Source organism: Sphingomonas sp. Ell38C01, assembly GCF_055231975.1.
Window position 1 is genome coordinate 694184 of record NZ_JBUYVA010000001.1, and the last position, 14443, is coordinate 708626.

17 protein-coding genes are annotated in these 14443 nt (G+C 68.2%); 11 read left to right on the forward strand and 6 right to left on the reverse strand.

What is annotated here, in order from left to right:
* Nucleotides 1-47: 47 nt before the first annotated feature.
* A complete protein-coding gene (locus ACV7NO_RS03370) occupies nt 48-929 on the forward strand; it encodes an SMP-30/gluconolactonase/LRE family protein (RefSeq protein ID WP_463404612.1) in 882 nt (293 codons plus the stop codon).
* A gap of 48 nt (nt 930-977) precedes the next feature.
* On the opposite strand, the gene ACV7NO_RS03375 is transcribed toward ACV7NO_RS03370, so the two are convergent.
* From ACV7NO_RS03375 to ACV7NO_RS03400, 6 genes are all read right to left on the reverse strand, one after another.
* Entirely contained in the window at nt 978-1448 is a 471-nt protein-coding gene (locus ACV7NO_RS03375; protein WP_463404613.1) for an SRPBCC domain-containing protein, read from the reverse strand.
* Complete coding sequence (locus tag ACV7NO_RS03380) at nt 1445-1930, reverse strand: VOC family protein (RefSeq protein WP_463404614.1); 486 nt, start codon at nt 1928-1930, stop codon at nt 1445-1447. The genes ACV7NO_RS03375 and ACV7NO_RS03380 overlap by 4 nt, the downstream gene beginning before the upstream one ends.
* 2 nt (nt 1931-1932) lie before the next feature.
* Complete coding sequence (locus ACV7NO_RS03385; protein WP_463404615.1) at nt 1933-2721, reverse strand: VOC family protein; 789 nt, start codon at nt 2719-2721, stop codon at nt 1933-1935.
* A 13-nt stretch (nt 2722-2734) separates the two neighbouring features.
* Nucleotides 2735-3451 carry a DUF1428 domain-containing protein gene (locus ACV7NO_RS03390; protein WP_463404616.1) on the reverse strand — a complete coding sequence of 239 codons (717 nt, stop codon included), beginning with the start codon at nt 3449-3451 and terminating at the stop codon, nt 2735-2737.
* Complete coding sequence (locus ACV7NO_RS03395) at nt 3448-4146, reverse strand: glutathione S-transferase family protein (RefSeq protein ID WP_463404617.1); 699 nt, start codon at nt 4144-4146, stop codon at nt 3448-3450. The genes ACV7NO_RS03390 and ACV7NO_RS03395 overlap by 4 nt, the downstream gene beginning before the upstream one ends.
* Before the next feature lie 117 nt (nt 4147-4263).
* Nucleotides 4264-4674 carry a VOC family protein gene (locus ACV7NO_RS03400; protein ID WP_463404618.1) on the reverse strand — a complete coding sequence of 137 codons (411 nt, stop codon included), beginning with the start codon at nt 4672-4674 and terminating at the stop codon, nt 4264-4266.
* A gap of 80 nt (nt 4675-4754) precedes the next feature.
* Here ACV7NO_RS03400 and ACV7NO_RS03405 point away from each other — a divergent pair, with 80 nt between their 5' ends.
* The 10 genes from ACV7NO_RS03405 (at nt 4755) to ACV7NO_RS03450 (ending at nt 14367) form a co-directional block, all read left to right on the forward strand.
* On the forward strand, nt 4755-5429 hold the full coding sequence (locus ACV7NO_RS03405; protein WP_463404619.1) for a winged helix-turn-helix transcriptional regulator: 675 nt from the start codon (nt 4755-4757) through the stop codon (nt 5427-5429).
* A gap of 103 nt (nt 5430-5532) precedes the next feature.
* Entirely contained in the window at nt 5533-6537 is a 1005-nt protein-coding gene (gene cobS / locus ACV7NO_RS03410; protein ID WP_463404620.1) for a cobaltochelatase subunit CobS, read from the forward strand.
* Nucleotide 6538: 1 nt separating this feature from the next.
* Nucleotides 6539-6964, forward strand: a complete 426-nt coding sequence (locus ACV7NO_RS03415) for a hypothetical protein (protein ID WP_463404621.1) — start codon at nt 6539-6541, stop codon at nt 6962-6964.
* Entirely contained in the window at nt 6943-7314 is a 372-nt protein-coding gene (locus ACV7NO_RS03420; RefSeq protein ID WP_463404622.1) for a hypothetical protein, read from the forward strand. The genes ACV7NO_RS03415 and ACV7NO_RS03420 overlap by 22 nt, the downstream gene beginning before the upstream one ends.
* 12 nt (nt 7315-7326) lie before the next feature.
* Nucleotides 7327-9153 carry a cobaltochelatase subunit CobT gene (gene cobT, locus ACV7NO_RS03425; protein ID WP_463404623.1) on the forward strand — a complete coding sequence of 609 codons (1827 nt, stop codon included), beginning with the start codon at nt 7327-7329 and terminating at the stop codon, nt 9151-9153.
* Nucleotide 9154: 1 nt separating this feature from the next.
* Entirely contained in the window at nt 9155-9400 is a 246-nt protein-coding gene (locus tag ACV7NO_RS03430; protein WP_463404624.1) for a ribbon-helix-helix domain-containing protein, read from the forward strand.
* Nucleotides 9401-9633: 233 nt separating this feature from the next.
* Entirely contained in the window at nt 9634-10593 is a 960-nt protein-coding gene (locus ACV7NO_RS03435; protein WP_463404625.1) for a bifunctional helix-turn-helix transcriptional regulator/GNAT family N-acetyltransferase, read from the forward strand.
* A 103-nt stretch (nt 10594-10696) separates the two neighbouring features.
* Nucleotides 10697-13126, forward strand: coding sequence for a TonB-dependent receptor (locus ACV7NO_RS03440; RefSeq protein ID WP_463407268.1), 2430 nt, complete (start codon nt 10697-10699; stop codon nt 13124-13126).
* 22 nt (nt 13127-13148) lie between these two features.
* Nucleotides 13149-13832 (forward strand): Fe2+-dependent dioxygenase, encoded by a 684-nt coding sequence (locus ACV7NO_RS03445; protein WP_463404626.1) that lies wholly within the window; start codon nt 13149-13151, stop codon nt 13830-13832.
* A complete protein-coding gene (locus tag ACV7NO_RS03450; RefSeq protein WP_463404627.1) occupies nt 13825-14367 on the forward strand; it encodes a DUF922 domain-containing protein in 543 nt (180 codons plus the stop codon). Before ACV7NO_RS03445 ends, ACV7NO_RS03450 begins: the two co-directional genes overlap by 8 nt.
* The last annotated feature ends 76 nt before the right edge of the window (nt 14368-14443 follow it).

A 14443-nucleotide genomic window follows, 5' to 3' on the forward strand; every position in this document is an offset into this window, starting at 1 on the left:
TTGTAAGACAATATAGTCGCGCTCGCAAGCTGCGATGGGAGAGATCGATGGACGGGCGGATCGCGGGCCGGAGCGTATGTCGGATCGGGGCGACGCTGGGCGAGGGGCCGGTGTGGGACGCGCGCGACGCGTGCCTGTGGTTCGTCGACATCAAGCAGCGCCATGTCCATCGCTGGCGCCCGGGCGACGCGACGACGACGCGGTGGGACGCCCCCGGGCAGGTCGGCTGGGTACTGCCCGCGGACGACGGCGCGTTCCTCGCGGGGTTGCAGACGGGGGTCCACCGGTTCGATCCCGCGGACGGGCGTTTCACGCTGGTCGCCGATCCCGAGCCCGAGCGGCCGGGCAACCGGCTGAACGACGCGACCGTCGCGCCCGACGGTGCGGTGTGGCTGGGGACGATGGACGACGCGCATGTCGCCGCGACCGGACAGGTGCACCGGTTCCATCGCGGCAAGGTCAAGGCGAGCACGCTGGCACCGGTGCCGATCACCAACGGCCCCGCGATCGCGCCGGACGGCGCGACGTTGTACGCGGTCGATACGGTGGGCGGAGTGGTGCTCGCCGTGCCGCTGGACACCGTGGGCGTGCTCGGCGAACCGCGCGTGTTCGCGACGATCGACGCGGCGGACGGGAGCCCCGACGGTGCGACCGTCGATTCGGCGGGGCGCGTCTGGGTCGCGATCTGGGGTGGGAGCGAGGCGCGCTGCTATGCGCCCGATGGCGCGCTGGTGCGCCGTGTGCGGTTTCCCGCGACGCAGATCACGAAGGTGGCGTTCGGCGGGGCGGACCTGTGCACCGGCTATGCGACCAGCGCGTTGATCGGGCTGGGCGCGGAGGAGCGTGCCGCGCAACCGCAGGCGGGGGACGTGTTCGCGTTCCACACCGACGTGCCGGGGCTGGTGCTGCCGCTGGCGCGGATGGGGTAGCGGGACCCTGCCTCACCCCGGCTGTCGCTGGGGTGACGGATGGTGGTGTTACCCCTCCGCCGCCACCCGGATCGCGACCGCGGCAAGCTGGTCCGCGACGATGCCCCAGCCTTGCTCGAACCCCATCGCGCGGTGTTGCTCCATCGCCTCCGCGGTCCAGTGCCGGGCGGTCGCGGTATAGCGCGTCGCCTTTCCGTCCGAGCCATCGGGCTCGAAGGCATCGAGGCGGACCATGAACGGGCCCTGCGGGGTCCAGTCCGAACGGACCGCGTCGGTCGAGACGATCAGGCGTTCGGGGACCACCTCGAGGAACACGCCCTCCAGCGCATTCTCCTCGCCGTTCGGCCCGCGCATCACCATCGCGGAGCGACCGCCCGCGCGCAGGTCCTGCGCGATCAGCTCGGTCGTCCAGGGCGGCGGGGTGAACCATTCCGCCAGATGCCGCGTCCAGGCGCGCCAGACCGCGGCGACGGGGACGTCGATATCGCGGGTGACGCTGAGCTCGTACGGTTCGGTCATGCGGGGTCTCCGGCGCGCGCGCGCTCGATCGCGGCGATGTCGATCCTGGTCATCGTCATCATCGCCTGCATCGCGCGCCCGGCGGCGGCGCGATCGGGGTCGGCGAGCGCTTGGGTGAGCGCGCGCGGCACGATCTGCCACGACAGCCCGAAGCGGTCCCTGCACCAACTGCACGCGCTCTCGCTGCCGCCGCGGTCGACGATCGCGGACCAGTAGCGGTCGGTTTCCTCCTGCGTATCGGTATGGACCTGGAACGACACCGCGTCGGTGAAGGGCACGCCCGCGCCGCCGTTGAGCCCGAGGAACGAGAGGCCCAATATGGTGAACTCGACCGTCAGCGCGTCGCCCGCCTTGCCCGCGGGATAGTCGGCGGGCGCGCGGTGGACCGCGTCGACGCGGCTGTCGGGAAAGGTGGCGGCGTAGAAGCGCGCGGCCTCCTCGGCGTTGCCGTCGAACCAGAGGCAGGGAGTGATCCGGGCCATCGTCATGCGGCCGTTCGCGGCCCGACCAGGCCGATCTGCGCGCCCGACGGATCGGCGACGTTGGCGGAATAGTCTCCGCCGGGGATCTGGTCCGGCCCCTGGAGCAGCGTGCCGCGCTTCGCCTGCGCAGTCGCGATCGCGGCATCGATGTCGGCGACATGGACGTACCAGGTCCAGCGTGCGGGCGCGCCGGTGGTCGCGCTCGACATGACCGCACCCGGACGCGCCTCGCCCGCGCCGAGGAAGGTATAGTCGCCCATGTCCCCCATCGGCATCGCGCCTTGCTTCTCCCAGCCGAACAGCGCGCCGTAGAAGGCGAGCGCGCCATCGGGATCGGGGGTGGCGAGCTCGATCCAGACGCCGTGGCCGAGGCTGTCGGTGCCCGGCACCTGCCGGAACGCGGCGGAATCCTCGGGGCTCGATCCGGTCATCAGCACGAGCGTGACGCCTTGCGGATCGGTCGCGATCGCGAAGCGGCCGACATGGGGAATGTCCATCGGGCCGAAGACGATGGCGCCGCCCAGCCTAGTGACCTTCGCGGCGGCGGCGTCGACGTCCGACACGCCGAAATACACCGCCCAGCCGGGAAAGGCGGGGGCCTCGGGGGGCGGGGTCATCATGCCCGCGACGCCTTCGCCATCGGGCGCGCAGGCGATCAGGTAGCCGCCATGCTCCGCCATCGGCGAGGGGGCGATCGTCCAGCCCGCGACCGCGGCGTAGAAATCGCGTGCGACGTCGGCATCGGGGGTGCTCAGTTCGAACCACACGGGCGTGCCGTCGGGATTGGCCATCGTCCTGTCTCCCCTATGCGTCGAGCAGCGGCAGGAAGCCGCCGAACATCATGCGCTTGCCGTCGAACGGCGGGGGCCCCGCGTCCTTCATCGCGGGATCCTCCATGATCCGCGGCCAGCCCGCGTCGCGCACCGCCTTCGACGGCCACTCGACCCAGCCATAGACGGGCACTTCGCCGTCCTGGCGGTGGATCGCGCGGTTGAAGTCGGTGAGCGTGCCGTCGCGGACGTCGTCGCCATAGGCATCGACGACGCGCAGCGCGCCTGCCGCGAGGAACACCGGTGCGCAGGCCCGCGCGAAATCGCGATAGGCCGCCCTGTCGTCGGCGCGCGCCGGCAGCACGATGCCGTCGATATAACCGGTGTCGCGACCGTCGCCCGCTTCGTGCACCACGTCGAACCCCGCATAGATCATGCGCGCGCCGTCGAACGGCATGTCTTCGGCCATCGCGGCCATCCGCGGATCGTCCATCATCCGCTGGTTGGCGGCATTGCGCGTCGCCTTGTCGGGATATTCGAACCAGCTGAACAGGACGGTCTCGTCCTCCGTCGCCTGGACCGCGCCCCACAGATCGTTGACCGTCCCGCGCGGGACGTCGTCGCCCCACGCCTCGACGAAGCGCGTCGCGCCGAACTCGCGGACCAGCGCCGCGGCCGTCCGGGCATGCGCGAGATAGGCCTGTTTGTTGGCGGTCGGCACCGCGGTGAGGAAGCCTTCGACATAGGTCATCGCGTCTCTCCTTGTCTTTGCGCTTCCAGCCAGGCGGCGAATCCGGGCGGGGGCGCGCCGGTGAACCCCGCCATCTGCGCGTCGAGCGCGCGGGCGAACGCCGGACGCGCCTCGCCGCGCGCGACATACGACACCAGATCGGGCCACGCGTCGAGCATCCCGTTCGCCGATACGATGCGCAGCACCGAGACCATCAGCAGGTCGCCTGCGGTGAAGGCGTCGCCGTCGAGCCATGTCTGCCCGCCCAGCCGGCGCGACAGCTCCGCCAGCCGCTCGTCGATCCGCGCCATCACCGTGGGGAGCCGCGGCCTGGACCAGGGCTTGTCCGCCTCGAACAGCGTGGCGATCGCGTGATCCATGATCGGCGGCTCGACGGTGTTGAGCGCGGCGAACATCCATTCGCGCGCCCGCGACCGCCCGGCGGGATCGGCGGGGAGAAGGCCGGGGTGGGTTTCCGCTATGTGAAGGACGATCGCACCCGATTCGAACAGGATCAGCTCGCCCTCCTCATAGGTGGGAACCTGCCCGAACGGCTGGCGCGCGCGGTGGTCGTGCGCCTTCTGCTCGCCCTGCGACAGGTACAGCACGTCATAGGGCTGGCCGACCTCCTCGAGTGCCCAGCGCACGCGCAAATCGCGCACCTGCCCCTTCGCGAAATCGGGCACCCAGTCGAACGCGGTGATGATCGGACGCATGGGTCGTCTCCTCAGGCCGATGATCTTCAGGTCAGGCTCGGTGCGTGAAGCGCGAGGCCGGTAGCGGTGACCACGAACGCGATCACGCCGATCAGGATGCTGCGACAGGCGCGCATGTCACGCGACCGCCGACGTGGCGGTGGGATCCATGTGGAACGGCCCCCAGCCATGGCCGTCGGGATCCTCGAACGCGCGGCTGTACATGAAGCCCAGATCCTCCGGGTCATGAAGCTCGCGCCCGCCCGCGGCGAGCGCGGCCTGCGTGATCGCATCGACCTCCGCACGCGTATCGAACGACAGGGCGAGGAGCACGCCGCTCTGCGTGCGGGCATCGATGATGCGCTTTGCGGTGAAGGTCGCATAGAAGGCGTGATCGAGCAGCATGACGTGGATCGAGTCGGACCAGTTCATCGCGCTGGCCTTTTCGTTGGAGAAGGCGTCGTTCCTTGCGAACCCGACCGCCTCGTAGAAGGCGGTAGCCCTCGCAACGTCCATGACGGGCAGGTTGACGAAGATCATCCTGGGCATCGCGAAGATCTCCTTGGCGACTCGGTATTTGTGTTGGATGACGGCTTCGGTTATCAAAAGCAACTATGAAGTTAGAAAAAGTGACCAGTGGCGCCGGGCATGCGACGAAACGCTGGTATGACGACGCGTGCGGCACCGCGCTCGCGCTCGAGCTGGTCGGCGAGCGCTGGGCGCTGCTGGTGGTGCGCGAGCTGATGTTCGGCCCGCGGCGGTTCGGCGAGATCCGCGCGAACCTGGCCGGCATCAGCGCGAACGTGCTGACGCAGAGGCTGGAGGGTCTGGAGCGCGTCGGCATCCTCCTTCGCCGCAAGCTGCCCCCGCCCGCGAGCGTGCAGGTGTATGAACTGACGCGCTGGGGGTATGAGAGCGTGCCGATCTTCCAGGAGATGGGGCGCTGGGCGACGCGATCGTCGCGGCACGATCCGACGCTGCCCTTTTCGCCGGCGTCCGCGATGATGTCGCTGCAGACGATGGTCGCCAAGGATCGCGACGACTGGCGGGCGGCGATCGCGTTCCGGTTCGCCGATGACGCCTTCGTCGCGCGGCTGACGCGCGACGACCTGGCGATCGTGCGCGGCGAAACCGGCGCGGCCGACGTGACCTTCGCCTGCGATCCGACGACGCTGGCACGGATCGTCTACGTCAAATGGCCGTTCGCCGACGCCGAGGCGGCGGGGCTGTTGCGGATCGAGGGAGACCGGGCGATCGCGGCGCGGTTCGTGGCACTGTTCGCGCTGCCCGAGAAGATCGCGTGAACGAAACCGGCGCAGGGCGGTTGAGTCGGCAGCCACGCCTGGCCTAAGGCGTTGGACCAGACGCGAGGCCCCAAAGGCCTGAGGCCCAGACGCGAGGCAGTGCATGACCGAGATTTCGAACACCCAGCCAGACAGCCGTGAGACGACGATTCTCGACGCGCCGGACCAGATGAAGTCGGTGCGCGACCTGTTCGGGATCGACACCGACATGGAAGTGCCCGCGTTCAGCATCGCGGACGAGCGGGTGCCCGATCTGGACCCTGCCTATGTGTTCGATCCCGACACGACGCTGGCAGTGCTGGCGGGGTTCGCGCACAACCGGCGCGTGATGGTGCAGGGCTATCACGGCACCGGAAAATCGACGCATATCGAGCAGGTGGCGGCGCGGCTGAAATGGCCGTGCATCCGCATCAACCTCGATGCGCATATCAGCCGCATCGACCTGGTCGGGCGCGATGCGATCGTGCTGCGCGACGGCCAGCAGGTGACCGAGTTCCGCGAGGGGCTGCTGCCCTGGGCGCTCCAGACGCCGACCGCTTTGGTGTTCGACGAATATGACGCCGGGCGCCCCGACGTGATGTTCGTGATCCAGCGCGTGCTGGAGACGGAAGGGAAACTGACGCTGCTCGACCAGAACCGCGTGATCCGGCCGAGCCCGTGGTTCCGGCTGTTCGCGACCGCCAATACGGTGGGGCTGGGCGATACCAGCGGGCTGTACCACGGCACGCAGCAGATCAACCAGGGCCAGATGGACCGCTGGAACATCGTCGTCACGCTCAACTATCTGCCCGCCGCGACCGAGGCGCAGATCGTGCTGGCCAAGTCGGGCGAGTACGACAAGCCCGAGGGCAAGAAGACCGTCGAGAACATGGTCCGCGTCGCCGACCTGACGCGCAAGGGCTTCGTCAACGGCGACATCTCGACGGTGATGAGCCCGCGGACCGTCATCACCTGGGCGCAGAACGCGCTGATCTTCGGCGATGTCGGCTTCGCGTTCCGGCTGTCGTTCCTGAACAAGTGCGACGAGAACGAACGCCCGCTGGTCGCGGAATATTACCAGCGCGTGTTCGGCAAGGACCTGCCGGAGAGCGTGGTGGGGAAGGCTTGAGATGGGAGGAAGCGTTTCGCGTGGCGACCTTCAGAAGCTTAGTGAAGCAAAGATCGCGGACGCGACGTTGCTTTTCGATAACGATCGATGGGGAAATGCCTACTACCTTGCAGGATATGCCGTCGAGTTGGCTTTGAAGGCATGTGCCGCCAAGCAGATTTCCGCTGAGGCAATACCAGATAAGAAGTTTATCACGGCGCTATATACCCATGGATATGATAATCTGATTGGGCTCGCAGGTTTGAGGTCTGTTCTTCAAGAAAATCTTAGAAGCGACAGCATGTTCGCGTCCTGGTGGGGGATTGCTTCCGAATGGAACCCAGATTTTCGATACGAAGCCACGGACAAATCATCCGCTCATTTTTTGATTTCGGCGTTACAGGACCCGGATCACGGAGTAATGTCATGGATAAGGAAGTATTGGTAAGAGAAGGGCAGCGGCTCGTTGCTCTCTTAGATGCAACCGAAATAGCTCCGAACGGAGCAATGTGGGTATTCAGTTCGGATACCGATAGTTGGCGGCTGTGGATAATTCCCGCAGCAACGGTAAATAAGCAGGAATTTTATCGTATTGTCGCCGAAGTAATTGCTGCTCATAGTGGTGATATGCCATCACTGAACGTCGGATTGATCGAAATGAAAAGCGCTGATCATCCCGCGGTAAAGGGGGTTGGCGGTTTCTTGCGGATGGAGGGATTGGGGGCCGCCTCATTCACGAACAATCGCATGAATGGCTTTTTCCTTCCGGATGGCGTTGTTCTGCGAATGGCGATCTAGATCAGTAAAAAGATGGCGAACGAAACCCCCCTCGACCGGTTTAAGGCCGTCCTTTCCGGCGCCACCCGTGCGATCGCGGAGGAGCCGGAGGTGGAGCTGGCATTCACCGCGGACGCGCCGTCGCAGTCGGGCAAGCACGTGAAGGTGCCGATGCCTGCGCGCGCGCTGCCCGCGGACCAGGTGGCGGAGGCGCGCGGGTTCGCCGACGGGTTCGCGCTGAAGCTGAGGCTCCACGACGCGACGCTCCACCAGCGCGGCGCGCCGGCGGATGCGGTGGCGCGCGCGGTGTTCGACGCGGTGGAGACCGCGCGGGTCGAGGCGCTGGGCAGCCGCGGCTATGCGGGGATGACCGCGAACCTGGCGAGCGCGCTCGACGTGCGGCTGCGCGCGGACCCGATCACGCGGGCGCGCAACCGCGACGAGGTGCCGCTGTCGACCGCATTGTCGCTGCTGGTGCGCGAGGCGGTGACGGGGCAGCAGGCGCCCGCGGTCGCCGCGCCCGGCCTCGCGCTGGTCCGCGAGTGGATCGAGGATCGCACCGACCTGTCCGCACTGGCGCTGGCGCTCGACGACCAGCGCGCGTTCCAGGGGCTGGCGATGAAGCTGCTCGAGGATCTCGAGCTGGTCGAGGGCGACCAGGTTCCCGAGGAGTCCGACGAGGAAGGCGGGCAGGACGAGGGCGAAGAAAGCGCCTCCGACGACCAGGGCGAGGACGAGCAGGAGGACGGCAGCGAGGGCGAGGCGGAGGCCGAGGCGCGCGGCGAGGAGCGCGATGGCGAGGACTCCGACGAGGGCGGCGAGGACTATGGCGAGGACCAGTTCGACGACGACCGCGATGGCGAGCCCGGCGACGAGGGCGAGGAGGGGATGCAGCCCGTCCGTCCGAACCGCCCCTTCGCGGACCTGTCGCCGCAGTTCGACTACAAGCCCTGGACGACGCAGTTCGACGAGGTGGTCGCCGCGATCGACCTGTGCGATGCCGACGAGCTGGTTCGGCTGCGCGGCTATCTCGACCAGCAGCTCGTCCACCTGCAATCGGCGGTGTCGAAGCTGGCGAACCGGCTCCAGCGGCGGCTGATGGCGCAGCAGAACCGGTCGTGGGACTTCGACCAGGAAGAGGGGATGCTCGACGCCGCGCGGCTGGCGCGCGTCGTCGTCTCGCCGGGCAGTTCGCTGAGCTACAAGATCGAGCGCGAGACCGAGTTCCGCGACACGGTGGTGACGCTGCTGATCGACAATTCGGGGTCGATGCGCGGGCGCCCGATCTCGATCGCGGCGATCTCGGCCGACATCCTCGCGCGCACGCTCGAGCGGTGCGGGGTCAAGACCGAGATCCTGGGCTTCACGACGCGCGCTTGGAAAGGCGGGCAGGCGCGCGAGACGTGGTTGGCGGCGGGGCGGCCACCGCAGCCCGGGCGGCTCAACGACATCCGCCACATCGTCTACAAGAAGGCCGACGAGCCGTGGCGGCGTGCGCGCACCAACCTTGGGCTGATGATGCGCGAGGGGCTGCTCAAGGAGAATATCGACGGCGAGGCGCTGCTGTGGGCGCATGCCCGGCTGATGGCGCGACCCGAGGATCGGCGGATCCTGATGGTGATCTCCGACGGCGCGCCGGTCGACGATTCGACGCTGTCGGTGAATTCGGGTTCGTATCTGGAGCGGCACCTGCGGCAGGTGATCGACTGGATCGAGAAGAAGAGCCCTGCGCAACTCGTCGCGATCGGGATCGGCCACGACGTGACGCGCTATTACAGCCGCGCGGTGACGATCATGGATGCCGAACAGCTGGGCGGGACGATCATCGAACAGCTGGCCGCGCTGTTCGACGACCAGTGACGTGATCGCGGCGCCGCCGGGCGGGTTTCGCGGCCCGGTGAAGCGATCGATCACGATCGCGGGGCACGAGACGTCGGTGAGCCTGGAGCCGGTGTTCTGGGCGGCACTGGAGGCGGCGGCAGTGGCACGGGGGCTGCCGGTGAGCGCGGTGGTGGCGCAGGTCGATGCGCTGCGGATCGTGGCGCCGGAGCCGGTCAATCTCGCGAGCGCGTTGCGGAGCTGGCTGTTGTCGGTAAGCGGGGACTGACGGAGCCGGACGGTATTACGTCTGCGATCGTATCTCGTCTTCCCGTCATCCCGGCCTTGATCCGGGATTCAGCTTCTTCGTCAACGACGGACAAGAAGCGGGACCCCGGATCAAGGCCGGGGTGACGGTAGAATTGTACGAATCCCGTCGCCCGAACGAGCGTGTCGATCAGATCTAGACAGCATAGCGACCATCAACCATAACGTGATATATAGCGCGTTATGGAGGATCGAATGGATGACGTCGTTGCGCAGGAGGGCCTGCTGTTTCTTGGCAGTCGCCTAAAGCGGCTGGGCGAGCGGATGCAGGCGGATGTCGCGCGGGTGTTCGCGGATGCAGGGATCGCGGTGCAGCCGCCGCACTACCCGATCCTCGCCGCGCTCGACCGCAAGGGGGCGCTCAGCGTCGGCGATCTCGCAGCGGCGACGGGGACGAGCCAGCCTGCGGTGACGCGGACGCTCGGGCGGCTGGTCGAACTCGCGCTGGTCGAGACGCGGCGTTCGCCCGGGGACCAGCGGCAGACGATCGTCGCGCTCACCGCGGCGGGCGCGGACCTGCTCGCGCAGTCGAAGGCGACCGTGTGGCCGCAGGTGGAGGCGGCGGTCGCGGATCTGTGCGCGCCGCTTTCGGGCCCACTGCTCGCGCAACTGGGGCAGCTCGATGCGAGGCTGGCGGCGCGGTCGCTCGACCGGCGGGTGGCGACAGGCCCGGCCGAGGGCCTGCGGATCCGGCGGTTCGAGCCTGCGCTCGCGCGGGCGTTCCATGACATCAACGCCGCGTGGATCGCCGCGATGTTCACGCTGGAGCCGACCGACCGCGAGGTGCTGGAGAACCCGTACGACCGGATCGTCGCGCCGGGCGGCGACATCCTGTTCGTGGAAACCGCCGAGGGCGACGTGATCGGCACCTGCGCGCTCCAGCGGACCGGGGACCGCCGGTTCGAGCTGACCAAGATGGGGGTGACCGAGGCGGCACGGGGCCGCAAGGCGGGCGAGATGCTGTTGCGTGCCGCCCTGCGGCGTGCGCGCGAACTGGAGGCGGAGACGTTGTACCTGCTGACCAATAGCGGGTGCGCGCCCGCGATCCACCTCTACGAGAAGCTCGGATTCGTCCATGATGCGCAGATCATGCGCGATTTTGGCGCGCGCTATGCGCGGTGCGATGTGGCGATGCGGTTCGTAGGCGTCCACTGATATGCGACATTCCGCGACAATCCTGCAATTCACTCGCAATAGACTTGACTGTGCGAACGACTCTCAATAGCGAGCCCCTCGATAAGAGTGATCGGGGGTTTTCATCGTGTCCACATCGTCCACGCCGTTTCTGGCGCTGTCCTGCATCGGCTTCATCGCAAGCGCACCCGCCGCTGCCGTCGACATGGCCGCCGGCATCGTCGCGCCCGCAGGTCCGCAGGATCGCACCGGCGCGCGAGACGACATCGTCGTCAACGGCAAGGCGCTGCCCAAGGCCGAGGTCGAAAGCCCCAAGGCGACATCCGCGCTGATCGACACGCCGCAGACGGTGACGGTCGTCAGCGAGCAGACGATCCGCAAGCAGAACCTGCAGACGCTGCGCGACGTGCTCCAGACGGTGCCCGGCATCACTTTCGGCGCGGGCGAGGGCGGCGGCGGCTATGGCGACAGCATCAACCTGCGCGGCTATTCGGCGAACAACGACATCACGATCGACGGCGTGCGCGACAGCGCGCAGTACAGCCGCACCGATCCGTTCAACCTCCAGCAGATCGAGGTCTATAACGGCGCCAATTCGGTGTTCAATGGATCGGGCAGCGTCGGCGGGACGATCAACCTCGTCAGCAAGGTGCCCGGCGCGGAGACGCTGACGATCGCGCAGGCCTCTGGCGGGACCGACGACTATTATCGCGGGGCGATCGACAGCAACGTGCGCGTGTCCGATCTGGTCGCGGTGCGGCTGAACGGCGCATACCATCACAACCGCGTGCCCGGCCGCGACGTGGAGACGTACGAGCGCTGGGGCATCGCGCCGTCGGTGACGATCGGCTTCGGCGGGCCGACCAGCCTGACGCTCGCCTATGTCCACCAGCGCGACGACAACACGCCGATCTACGGCATCCCCTATTTCAGGAGCGCGGTGGTGCCCGACGGACAGTTGTCCGGCACCGATCGCAGCGACTATTACGGCTATTCGAACCTCGATCACCAGCAGGTGACGGTCGACCGGCTGACCGCGACGTTCCGCCACGCCTTCTCCAGCAACGTGTCGGTGCGCAACCTGACGCGGTGGCAGCGCGTCGGCCAGAACAGCGTGACGAGCGCGCCGCAGGGGACGTTCTGCCTCGCGTCGACGGGGCTCCAGCCGGTCGCGGTGTCGGCGGGGAGCAGCGTGGGGATCGCGTGCCCGACGACGATCCCGCGCGGCCAGTGGCTGCCCTCCGGCCCGCGCGGGCTGACGCGCGACCAGGAGAACCAGCTGCTCTACAACCAGACCGACCTGCGGCTGGAACATGGCGCGAAGGGCGGATTGCGCAACGTCGCCAATATCGGCGTGGCGGGGACGATCGAGGATTATGCGATCACGCAAGGGTCGCTGCTGCGCAACGCCGACGGATCGGCGACCACGCCGCTGCCGCTGCTGTCGATCGTCAATCCCGACACGGTCTATCGGGGCAATATCAACCGCGTCATCACCGCGCAGTCCAAGTCGACGACGCGCAATATCGCGGTCTATGCGTTCGACACGCTCGAGCTGGGTCGGATGTTCGAAATCAACGGCGGCGTCCGGTTCGAGCACCAGACCGCGACCTTCCGCGCGCTGCCGCTGGCGATCGTGCCGCCGGGCTCGACCCAGCTCACCGCCGCGGCGCAGGTGCCGCAGACGAGCCGCGAGGACCTGTTCTCGTACCGCGTCGGCGCGGTGTTCCATCCGGTGCGCGACGTCAGCCTGTATGGCGCGTACGGCAATGCGCGCACCCCGTCGTCGGCGACCGTCCGGTTGGGCTGCGGCGTCGTCACCGTCTCGCCGACCGGTGTCGCGGATCCGTGCGCAGTCGCGCCGGAGCGGGCGCGCAACATCGAGTTCGGTGCGAAGGCGGGACTGTTCGATCGCAGGCTCGAGCTGACCGCGGCGGTATTCCGCAACGAGCGTACCAACTACCGCGTGCCCTCGAACGACCCCGCGCTGCCCGCCTCGCTTCAAGTGCTCGACGGGCGCAGCCGGGTGGATGGCATCGCGCTGGGCATCTCGGGTAACGTGACGCGCGACTGGACGATCTTCGCCAACTATACCTATCTCGACGGCAAGGTGCTCCAGTCGGTGTCGAACCGCTGCCTCGCGACGCCGGGGCTGGCCGGGTGCGGGAACTCGGCGGCGGTCCCCGATCCGCAGCGGGATTCGCGCCTGCTCCAGACCCCGGAACATTCGGGCAGCCTGTTCACCACCTACAAGCTGCCGTTCGGCCTCGAGATCGGCTATGGCCTGACCTATCAGGGCAAGTTCGCGACCAATGCGGTGGTGCTGAACAACGTCGTGCCGATCGAATCGGAGGATTACCTGATCCACCGGGCGTTCCTGGCCTACACGGTGGGCAAGGGGCTGACCCTGCAGGCCAACGTCCAGAACTTCACGAACGAGAAGTATTTCACCGGTATCCGCAACAACATCGCGGCGACGGGTGTGATCTCGGGCGGCTGGGCGACGCCGGGCGACGCGCGGCAGGCGACGGTCAGCCTGTTCTACAGCTTCTGATCGTGGCAGGACGTCGGACGAGATGCTGATCGCGATCCCCGACGTCCTCGATCCCGCCGGCGTGGCGCGCGTGCGCGCGACGATCGACGGCGCGGACTGGGTCGACGGCAACGTCACCTCGGGTGCGCAGTCCGCGCTCGCCAAGCGCAACCGGCAGCTGCCCGAGGGCTCGGCCGAAGCGCGCGAGGCGGGGGCGACGGTGCTCGACGCGCTGGGGCGGTCGCCGACCTTCGTCGCCGCCGCGCTGCCGCTGAAGGTGTTCCCGCCGCTGTTCAACGCCTATGCCGGGGGCGAGGCGTTCGGCGTGCATGTCGACAATGCGATCCGGATCCAGCGCGGCACCGACTTCCGCATCCGCAGCGACCTGTCGGCGACGCTGTTCCTGTCCGATCCCGATACGTATGACGGCGGCGAACTCGTGATCGAGGGCAATTTCGGTGCGCAGGGCGTGAAGCTGCCCGCGGGGCATATGGTGCTGTACCCTGCGTCGAGCCTCCACCGCGTCGAGCCGGTCACGCGGGGCGAGCGGGTGGCGTCGTTCTTCTGGATCCAGTCGATGGTGCGCGACGATGCGGCGCGGACGATCCTGTTCGATCTCGACCGGTCGGTGCAGGCGCTGGCGGCGGAGCGGGGGCAGGGCGATGCGGAGATCGTGCGGCTGACGGGCGTGTACCACAACCTGCTGCGCCGCTGGGCGGATGCGTGAGGTGGTCGCGGCGCTGGCCGCTCTGCTGCTCCAGGCGGGCGACCCGATCGCGGACATCCCCGGCGTAACGGTGCGGACCTATCCGGTCGCGGGGACGACGCCCGAGGTGATCCGCGCGGCGATCGATGCGGCACGGCCGACGGACCCCAATGACGGCGTCCCGGTCGATGCGATCACCGCGTGGCGGATCGATTGGGTGGTGCCCGGGCGGGGGCGGCGGGGGTGCGACCTGAGAGCGGTGCGCGTGCGCTTTTCCGCGACGGTGACGTTGCCGCGGCTGGTGGAGGCGGATGCGCTGGCGCCCGAATTGCGGGCGCGGTGGGACGCATATCTCGCCGCGGCGCGCGCGCATGAGGGCGCGCATGTGCGCGACGCGTATCGCGGCGTCGCCGAGGTGCGGCGCGCGATCCGGGGGGCGACGTGCCGGAGCGCGACCGCGGCGGGCCGGCGCGCGGTGGCGGCGGTCGGTGCGCGCGCGGTGGCGCTGGATGCGGCGACGGATCATGGGCGGAGCGCGGGGGCGGAGTTTCCTTGATCCGTGTACCCCGGCGGAGGCTGGGGTCCAGTCTCGATGCGGAGCGCCGATCGCGCTGCCGCGCGAGTCCTTCTGA